The sequence below is a fragment of the Sulfitobacter sp. HI0027 genome (genome assembly GCF_001634775.1).
Classification (GTDB): domain Bacteria; phylum Pseudomonadota; class Alphaproteobacteria; order Rhodobacterales; family Rhodobacteraceae; genus Sulfitobacter.
In genome coordinates, this window is sequence record NZ_LWER01000305.1 from 1 (window position 1) to 214 (window position 214).

Consider the following 214-nt stretch of genomic DNA (forward strand, 5'->3'; position numbering starts at 1 on the left):
CATGAGCACGTATAGAAGTTCGATGATCCGCTTTAGCGACACACTGGATAAGGTGGCTATGGTCCTTTCCGGTATCGCAATCGTGGTGCTTGTGGGGGCCGTAATTTTGCAGGTGGTGGCCAGATATGTTTTCAGCCAACCACCTGCTTATACCGAAGAACTGGCCCGCTATGCAATGATCTGGGCTGGTCTGATTGGTGCCTCGATGTCCTTT

At 51.4% G+C, this 214-nt stretch carries 1 protein-coding gene; it reads left to right on the top strand.

The genetic code is table 11. The annotated features are described in order from the left end of the window. Window positions 1-22: 22 nt before the first annotated feature. The coding region (locus A3722_RS15780) for a TRAP transporter small permease (protein WP_236627445.1) at window positions 23-214 on the top strand (192 nt) is incomplete at its 3' end.